Origin of the sequence: Candidatus Burkholderia verschuerenii (genome assembly GCF_001189365.1) — a bacterium.
In the GTDB taxonomy this organism is placed as follows: domain Bacteria; phylum Pseudomonadota; class Gammaproteobacteria; order Burkholderiales; family Burkholderiaceae; genus Caballeronia; species Caballeronia verschuerenii.
In genome coordinates this window covers 1-7,867 of the sequence record NZ_LFJJ01000239.1, presented here as the reverse complement: position 1 = coordinate 7,867, position 7,867 = coordinate 1, and the positions used below count along the sequence as shown (strand labels likewise).

Sequence of the window (7,867 nt, the reverse complement as noted above, 5' to 3'; positions counted from 1 at the left end):
AGCTCAACGTCATGCCTCAACCTCTACTCGTGCGCTGCAGACCTGGCTGAGATGTGCGTTTACGTCTGCACCAGACTGCGTCGTTGGGTCCATTCCGGCAAATTCAATTTTGCAGGCCCGACTACTTACGAGTTACGAGGCAGTAGCGGCACGAAGCGATGCGCGGCTTGGAATCATTACTGGGCAAGTGCAGTTTGAGTCCGCGAAGTCGGCGGGCGTGCTCGATCGCCAGATCGTTCTGTTCAAAGACCAGCCGGATGCAATAAGCGCCCTTCGCGCTGGAATGATCGATGCATACGCCAGCACCGCTGTCAGCAATCGTGTCCTTGCAGAAAGTGCGGATAACGCAGCATTGGAAGCGGTCGCGCACAACAACGGCGGAGACGGACGTGTTCCTATCGGCGCGTTCTCGTTCAATAAGTCCAATCATGACCTTGTTAAGGCTGTGAACAAGCGACTTATCGAGTATCTCGGTTCGGCCGACCACCGTGCCCGCATGGAAAGGTACTGCCTCACGCACACGGAGATTGACCGCGCGATCATAAGCCGATCCACGAAGTAAATGAGAGGTGGTACGTGAGAAAGATGTGGTCCTGTCGCTAACACATATTATCGATAGGGCTACATTTTTCAATGAAACGGCCTTTTTGCAAAACGCGGCACATCCGACTGTCACGCCGCTGTCATGGCGCCGCCTATAACTTTCAGATGCCAAACGTTCCATCGCCGCCATCCTTGCCAGAGCCAGAATCGCTGTCCGCGCTACGCCCCTGGTACGCAGGCGTCAGCCCGCGCAAGCTCGATGGCGGGCAGTCGGCACGCGGCATGATCGGTGGCATTCGCCGGGTTTCCCGTCAGTCGGCATCGTGCCGATCTGACTTTGCCATTCGAGTGAGCGCCCGGTGAGCGCGTCATCGCAGGGCCGCGGCCCGGTCGCTGGACGCACTACCGTCGCTACCGATCCCGCAACCTTGGGTAAGCGATGCTGTCGAAATCTGGCTGTCGCCTCGCTTTGTTCCCGTGCTGAATCTGCACAGTATCCGGACGCTGGCCGACCTGACCGGGCGGATTCCCCGTCGCCAGCGCTGGTGGCTTGCGATTCCCGGTCTCGGTGAGCGAAGTGCCCACCTCATCGAAGGATTCTTTGCCGCTCATCCCGCATTCACCGAGCGGGCTCGCGCATTGATCGCGGCGGCGACGCCTGAACCCGTCGCGCCTTGGGAAAACATCTACATGCTGCATGGAGTGGATGGATCGCACGGCACCTTCCGCGCGCCGAAGGCTATGTGCGCGCTCGGGGCCGATGACGACTATCAAGCGATCAGCGCCTGGCTCGAACGGCACGAGGCCACCGAAACGCAACGCGACTATCGCGCGGAGGCCGAGCAGCCTGCTGCTCTGGGCGATCATCGAGCGCGGTAAGGCGCTTCCTTCGGTCGAAGCGGAAGCCCGTTATTATGAACAACTCGCTGGAGTGCCGATGGCTGCGTAGCGCCAGCAAAACGGTCGCCGAGATTCCCGGTGCGCTTCAGTTTCGACTCCAACCTTAGCTTGCCGCATGCTGCGAGCCGCCATCGAGGCCAGCCTTGAAGACCTCCGCGGGCAACTGTTTGCCGATGAACACAATCTTCGTCTCGCGGGTTTCGTCATCAAGCCACGTTCGTAAATATGCGCCCCATAGATCATGTGCACGCCCCGGAAGACGAGAAGCCTGTCCAGTCGCGCAACGTTTAGCACACCCTTGTAGCGCAACATGGACGCGTCGTATATCGCAACCGTTGCGCCGAAAAACGCTTCAAGTTTTTCCTGATAGGGCGAGGAGTCAAACGATTAGGCGTATCACATTAGCGCAGCCGCTGCGCGAATTTGGCGCAGACAGGCGAGCGCTTCCTCGTTGCTTTTGGCTGCGGCCTTCGTGAGCTGCCGCAGCGTCGCGAAGTTTTCAGCGAAATCGCGCAGATGCTTTACCGCCTCGGTCGCCTGCGCTCCGTTGGAATTCGCGTCCGCTCGCTCGATGATCGGCTCCAAGTTTGCGGCCACGCGCGCGCACTCTAGAAGTCCCGCCGCAACAGACAAATATTTCGGCGACACGAAGCGATTCATCGCTTCTTTGAGCCGGTGCGCGCTCTGTGCCTCAGGCATGGCGCGCGCCTTCGCCTCTTGGATCGCGGTCAGAGACGCGACTCGAAGCTCGTCTATTTCCCGCTCTTCTTTCCGGAGGTTCTTCGCCGCTTGCTCCGCCAGTTCCCGAGCATCGCGCAATTCAGAAAGCATCGCGCGTAAATCCATGGTTTGTCCTTTCATGTCCGCTTCCTCTCAGCGGCTGATGTCATCGCCGCTCGCTTCACTACGTCTTGTCGGCGCAGCGTGGAGATTCTTTAATCCGCCGCGCCCTAATTTGTTTCGAGCGCTGCGTTTAGTTTCGAGCCGGCGTGCGCTTGGCCACTTCCGCGCATGAGCGCGTAGCCCCATGATCAGGTTGCGCATCGATATTGGCGCGCAAAAAACCAACAACAACAAATTAAACCGAAAACCATGTGCTCAAGGGAATTTTTGCGGAGCGCCGCTCGGCGCGCCAAGCTTGCGTGTTCTTCTCGTGGTTCACGCGAGGAAGCGGGAGGGAGACGGCCGGAGCCTGCCTCCGAGGGCGCGAAGCGTCGCCCTCAAGTGCGCTCGTCAATCGAGTATCGAGAAGCGCACCGCGGACTTCTTGTCCGCGCATCCGCCAATGACAACGGGTCATTTTTACTGTCTGTCGAAGACGCCCATGGCCGCGTGCCGGACAATCACGGTCCGTGGAGCGTCGCATTGCGAAACAAGATGCTTCATGGGGTGGTGCGTTGGCATTCCCGGGAGCGCAGCATAACGATCTACATCTCCGCAGTGTTTCGTGAGAAAGCCTCTTGGCTGGTCGGCGATACGGACATGAATCCGTGTCGTGCATAAGGGCAGGTCGTTCGTGCCTAAGCGCGCGGCTCAGGCATAGGAAATCGGGTTACCCCAGCAACTGACGGGAAGTGGGGCTCTCTCTGTTGCGCGGCTTTCAGGGGTTTCGACTCCACCCTTAGCGTGCCGTATGCTGCGAGCAGCCGTCGAGGCCAGCCTTGAAAACATCCGCCGGCAACTGTTTGCCGATGAATACAATCTTCGTTTCGCGGATCTCACTATCAAGCCAAGGTTTGCCAATATCCGCCCCGAAGATCATGTGCACGCCCTGGAAGACAAGACGCCGGTCCACTCCCGCAACGTTTAGCACACCCTTGTAGCGCAACATGGACGCGCCGTATATCGCAACCGTTGCGCTGAAAAACGCTTCGAGTTTTTCCTGATCGAGGGCAGTTGTGTTTCGGTAGACAAATGACGTCACGTCGTCGTCGTGCGTATGCGAGACGTCCTGCAGGAAATCCGGCTCGATTTCGACGATGGCGTCAAGGTTGAAGCTGCGGGTGTCCAATAACTGGTCTAGATCGGTTTTACCGAAGTGGGACTCCCGAATAGGCGCGCGCGGGTTCATCTGGCGTAGGCGCTGCCGCAACGCCTGCGTTTGCGCTTTGTCTGCGAGGTCCGCCTTCGATAAAAGAATGCGGTCGGCAAAGCCCACCTGTTCCTGCGCTTCATGATGCTCGTCGAGCTGGTCGGCTCCGTGACGGGCATCGACTACGGTGACGATGGCATCGAGCAGGTAGCGTTCGTGCACGTCATCGTCCACGAAGAAGGTCTGGGCGACTGGCGCAGGATCGGCGAGGCCGGTTGTCTCGACAATGACACGGTCGAACACAAGCTCGCCCGCGTCACGTCGGGTGGCGAGTGTCGAGAGGATGCGCACGAGGTCACCACGCACCGTGCAGCAGATGCATCCATTGTTCATTTCGACGATCTGTTCGTTGCCGTCTCGCACGAGCAGTTCATTATCGATTCCGGCCTCGCCGAATTCGTTTTCGATAACCGCGACCCTGCCTCCATGATGCTCCGTCAGGATGCGGTTGAGGAGGGTGGTTTTGCCGGCACCGAGGAAGCCGGTTAGGATGGTGACGGGAATGCGGGACGGTTCGATAGCTTTCTGCAAGTTGGGCTCCTGACGGAAAAAAGCGCTTTACCCTATGAGTAATGTTATATCATTTCATTCACTCCAAATCAATTCCGCAGAGTGGAATGAAAATGAAAGTAGCGGATGTGGTGCGCGTGGTTCGAACGCTGGAGTGCTCTAGTTTGCATGCCGGCCACGGCCGCCGCCCGCAGATGGGGCGCAGTCTGTGCTCGCTGCTGGTTGCGGCCGCAGTGACGAGCCATGCAACGGTCGCCTTGGCTACACCGGCCGTGATCAAGGCGATCGGCGTGGAAAACGAGTATGCCGACGTGATTATCCAAATCGGCGCCCCGTATGTTCAGGTGACGGCAATCGAGACGGATCCGAACACCGATCCGCATACGTTCGAGGTCAACCCGAAGATCGCGGGAGAAATTGCGGCGGCGGACCTCGTGGTCAAGAACGGCGTCGGATACGATGCATGGGCCGACAAGATCATCGCCGCCGTACCGAACGGCAAGCGCAAGGTGCTTGATGTCCAGCACCTGCTCGGCCTGCCCGATAGCACCCCGAACCCGCACTTTTGGTACGACCCGAAGACGATGCCAGCCGTCGCAAAGCAGATCACGGCGGATCTGTCCGCGCCCGATCCGACGCAGGCGAGCTACTTTCAGGCCAACGCGAAGAAGTTCGATGCGTCGCTCAAGCCGTGGCTCGCAGCGATCGCCGCGTTCAAGGCGCATCATCCAGGTTCCCCTATGGCCGTGACGGAGCCGGTCGCGGACTACATGCTCGCGGCCGCGGGCATCGACATCCAGACGCCGTACAGCATGCAGGCCGCCATCATGAATGGCACCGACCCGTCGCCGCAGGACGTGATGAAGCAGAATGCCCTGTTCACGGATCGCAAGGTGAAGGTGTTCGTCTATAACCAGCAGGTCACCGACACGCTTACGCAGTCGTTCTTGGCGCTGGCGAAGAAGAACGGGATCCCGGTCGTGGGTGTCTATGAGACGATGCCGACCCCGGGCTTCACGTACCAATCCTGGATGGCGGCCGAAGTAAATTCGCTGAACAAGGCGGTGACAGGCAAGATCTCGACCGAAGTGCTGCACGCGGGGAAGTAGGGGAATGTGTCACCGGATTGAGGTGCTGGGTGTTGAGGGCGTTAGTGTCTCGTTCCCGGGGCATACCGTTCTGCATGACGTGGGCTTCACCGTGCAGGCAGGGCAATTCTGCGGGCGATTGGCTCAAACGGATCCGCCAAGACGACCCTACTGCGAACGATCCTCGGATTCCAGAAGACCGATGCCGGTCATGTCCGCGTCAACGGTGGGGATGGACCGGCGTCTGTCGGCTATGTGCCGCAGAAGATCCTGCTGGATCCGTACCTGCCGCTGCGCGCCCGCGATCTCGTCGCGCTCGGCATGGATGGGGTCGGCGCGCCGGACTACCCCTTCCTTCGAGGAAGCGGCAGAAAGCGGTAGACGCGATGCTCAGGGCCGTAGAGGCGGGATCTTTCGCGGACCAGCGTATGGGGGATCTTTCCCGGGGGCAACAGCAGAGGGTGCTGATCGCCCATGCGCTCGTCCGTAGACCCAGCCTGTTGCTGCTCGACGAGCCGCTCGCGAACCTCGACGTGCGCAGCGTTGCAGGCATCGTCGCACTGCTGCACCGGCTGTGCGTTGAACAGGGGATTGCTGTGTTGCTGTCGGCGCACGACATGAATCCGTTGCTGCCGGTGATGGATCGCATCGTATATCTTGCAAACAGGCCATGCTGCGACTGGATCGACCGACGAAGTGGTGCGCAGCGAAGTGCTGGGCAAGGCTGTACGGCTACCCCTGCAGCCGGCCCGGCCATGCTGAGCTGCTGGTGCCAGCTAAAGGTGCGCGTGCCCAGCGCACGGCAAGCCTGACGCTGCGATACGCGCCTGTGCGCCTGCAGCCACCGAAGGCGCGGGCCACCCAGCTGCCCGTGCTCGATGTCTTTGCCATCCACGTCATCGAGGACGAACCGCCCGCCGGTATCGAACCGCTCGAATGGATGCTGCTCAGTTCTGTGCCCACACACTCCCCAGAACAGGCCCTTGAGCGGCTGCAGTGGTACGCGCAGCGCTGGACGATCGAGACCTGGCATCGGGTGCTCAAGAGCAGCTGCCGTATCGAAGCCCGTCAGTTTGGCACGCTCGAGCGCTTCGTTCGTGCTACGGCACTATTTGCCGTGATCGCCTGGCGTATCCTCTATACGACCCTGCTGGCTCGCCTCGATGGCGAATTGCCCTGTGAAGTGGTCCTTCAGCTCGTTGAATGGCAGGCGTTGTATTGCCGCGTACACCGTACCACCCGGCCGCCGGACAAGGTGCTGTCTCTGGAGCAGGCGGTACTGTGGGTCGCGATCTTGGGCGGCTACCTCAATCGCCACAATGATCCTCCTCCTGGCGCAACTGTTATCTGGAGAGGCTTCCTCGTCCGGCACGAAATCACCGAGATGTTTCGCATCTTTAATTCAAGTTCATAAGATATGGGTAAAGCCCAGCGTTAACGACGGGGGCCAGAGACAGACGGGGACTCAGCATTGGTGACGCCGCAAAGGCGATCCCGTTCACGAAGGTGATCAAACCCGAAATCCCACCCGTCGACCTGACCATCTGTAAGCGGCCAGCCATCCCCTCTTGACGCACGAGGAAGGAGTTAGTTCGTTGCGGCCGGTTGCCAGCGATGTGGCAGCAACGAGGCGATGTCGCTATGCCGGTGTGTCGGCAGTCGCGTCAGAACATCCTTGAGATACGCATGGGGCTCGTGGCCGTTGAGTTGAGCGGACCGGATGAGACTCATGATCGCAGCCGAACGTTGACCGGCACGAAGTGGGCCGGCAAACAGCCAGTTGCGGCGATTATGCCGAGGTCGCCATAACCGACGTTCATGGATCTTTAGCGACACGGTTGCGGGGGCAAGCGCAAGTGCAAACCTCTACAACCTGATCGAAACGTGCAAAGCCGGCGGTATCGATCCCTACCGATACCTTCACTGGCTGTTCGAGTGCCTTCCTCTGGCGAAGAACGTTGACGACTACGACGCGCTGCTGCCTTGGAAGATGCCCGCAGATCTGCGCCGACTCCTGCGCTAACACACCTAAAGCATTCTGCCATCGCCCTCAGAGAGGCGTCGATCGTGAACCGCTTACGGTTCACGCACTGGCGGCAGACGAAGACCTACGCCCGACAACGGGCGCACAGGTACAGGCGACCGGTAGGCGGCTGCATTGGCGGTTCCCCTAGAACGCCAAAGAGACGAGTCCAGTGAGGTCAACAGGCCGTGCGAGCAATGCGATACTGGCAGCTCCACACGGCTTTTCGGCCGGCCAGAAGGCCTGCCACATCCAATACCCTGTGGCAGGCGCGATGCCGGACTGGACCTAGCAGTTGAGGCCGGCGTCACGCTTGTTGTTCTTCCTTGGCAAACGCCTTTCTACCATGTCGCTGCCGCGACCTGTATCGTCGTCATACCGCTCTCAGCGCATTTACTCCTTCTGCGATCTCGATTGGTCGCCCTAGCCGCGACGCCGATATACGACGGCACCCGAAAAGTGCGGAAACTGACCGCCATCGAAAACATGATATATCGCAGAATCAATCACGCACGTGGGGATCGCGACGAGGAATACTTCTTCTTGAAAATCCGCACTGCATCCCCAGAAAAGCTCGATGAACCAAAAAAAAAATCGGGATAGGGGCAGGCCTCGCGGCCCGACCCCTCCCACACCACCGTGCGTACGGGTCCGTACACGGCGGTTCGGATCAGTTGATCGGCGCTGGACCGACCGACGGCAGGCCCAGCG

Annotated in this window: 9 protein-coding genes and 4 pseudogenes; 8 read left to right on the top strand and 5 right to left on the bottom strand. The window is 59.8% G+C overall.

Annotated elements, in window-relative coordinates; all coding sequences use genetic code 11:
* Together BVER_RS26180 and BVER_RS34600 are read left to right on the top strand one after the other, a co-directional pair.
* The coding region (locus BVER_RS26180) for a type 2 periplasmic-binding domain-containing protein (RefSeq protein ID WP_157056233.1) at positions 1-562 on the top strand (562 nt) is incomplete at its 5' end.
* 374 nt (positions 563-936) lie between these two features.
* On the top strand, positions 937-1,422 hold the full coding sequence (locus BVER_RS34600; RefSeq protein ID WP_332309154.1) for a phage integrase family protein: 486 nt from the start codon (positions 937-939) through the stop codon (positions 1,420-1,422).
* Positions 1,423-1,546: 124 nt separating this feature from the next.
* On the opposite strand, the pseudogene BVER_RS36700 reads toward BVER_RS34600, so the two are convergent.
* From BVER_RS36700 to BVER_RS26160, 3 genes and pseudogenes are all read right to left on the bottom strand, one after another.
* Positions 1,547-1,797 (bottom strand): annotated as a pseudogene (locus tag BVER_RS36700) (CobW C-terminal domain-containing protein); the annotation flags it as partial.
* A gap of 42 nt (positions 1,798-1,839) precedes the next feature.
* Positions 1,840-2,304, bottom strand: a complete 465-nt coding sequence (locus BVER_RS26165) for a hypothetical protein (RefSeq protein WP_050455742.1) — start codon at positions 2,302-2,304, stop codon at positions 1,840-1,842.
* A 760-nt stretch (positions 2,305-3,064) separates the two neighbouring features.
* Positions 3,065-4,066 (bottom strand): CobW family GTP-binding protein, encoded by a 1,002-nt coding sequence (locus BVER_RS26160; RefSeq protein WP_050455741.1) that lies wholly within the window; start codon positions 4,064-4,066, stop codon positions 3,065-3,067.
* Positions 4,067-4,158: 92 nt separating this feature from the next.
* Between BVER_RS26160 and BVER_RS26155 the strand changes: the two genes are divergently transcribed.
* From BVER_RS26155 to BVER_RS26145, 5 genes and pseudogenes are all read left to right on the top strand, one after another.
* Entirely contained in the window at positions 4,159-5,154 is a 996-nt protein-coding gene (locus tag BVER_RS26155; RefSeq protein ID WP_232316808.1) for a metal ABC transporter solute-binding protein, Zn/Mn family, read from the top strand.
* 105 nt (positions 5,155-5,259) lie between these two features.
* Positions 5,260-5,355: pseudogene (locus BVER_RS36580) on the top strand (ATP-binding cassette domain-containing protein); the annotation flags it as partial.
* Positions 5,356-5,388: 33 nt separating this feature from the next.
* Complete coding sequence (locus BVER_RS35370) at positions 5,389-5,514, top strand: hypothetical protein (protein WP_269750810.1); 126 nt, start codon at positions 5,389-5,391, stop codon at positions 5,512-5,514.
* A 5-nt stretch (positions 5,515-5,519) separates the two neighbouring features.
* A complete protein-coding gene (locus BVER_RS34595) occupies positions 5,520-5,945 on the top strand; it encodes an ATP-binding cassette domain-containing protein (protein ID WP_232316807.1) in 426 nt (141 codons plus the stop codon).
* On the top strand, positions 5,903-6,547 hold the full coding sequence (locus BVER_RS26145) for an IS4 family transposase (RefSeq protein ID WP_232316806.1): 645 nt from the start codon (positions 5,903-5,905) through the stop codon (positions 6,545-6,547). Before BVER_RS34595 ends, BVER_RS26145 begins: the two co-directional genes overlap by 43 nt.
* A 173-nt stretch (positions 6,548-6,720) precedes the next feature.
* On the opposite strand, the pseudogene BVER_RS30760 reads toward BVER_RS26145, so the two are convergent.
* Positions 6,721-6,921, bottom strand: a pseudogene (locus BVER_RS30760) (transposase domain-containing protein); the annotation flags it as partial.
* A 22-nt stretch (positions 6,922-6,943) separates the two neighbouring features.
* Between BVER_RS30760 and BVER_RS30755 the strand changes: the two are divergent.
* Positions 6,944-7,156 (top strand): annotated as a pseudogene (locus BVER_RS30755) (transposase domain-containing protein); the annotation flags it as partial.
* Between the two features lie 506 nt (positions 7,157-7,662).
* Here BVER_RS30755 and BVER_RS34590 read toward each other — a convergent pair.
* A partial coding sequence (locus BVER_RS34590; RefSeq protein ID WP_232316805.1) for a hypothetical protein occupies positions 7,663-7,867 on the bottom strand: 205 nt, incomplete at its 5' end.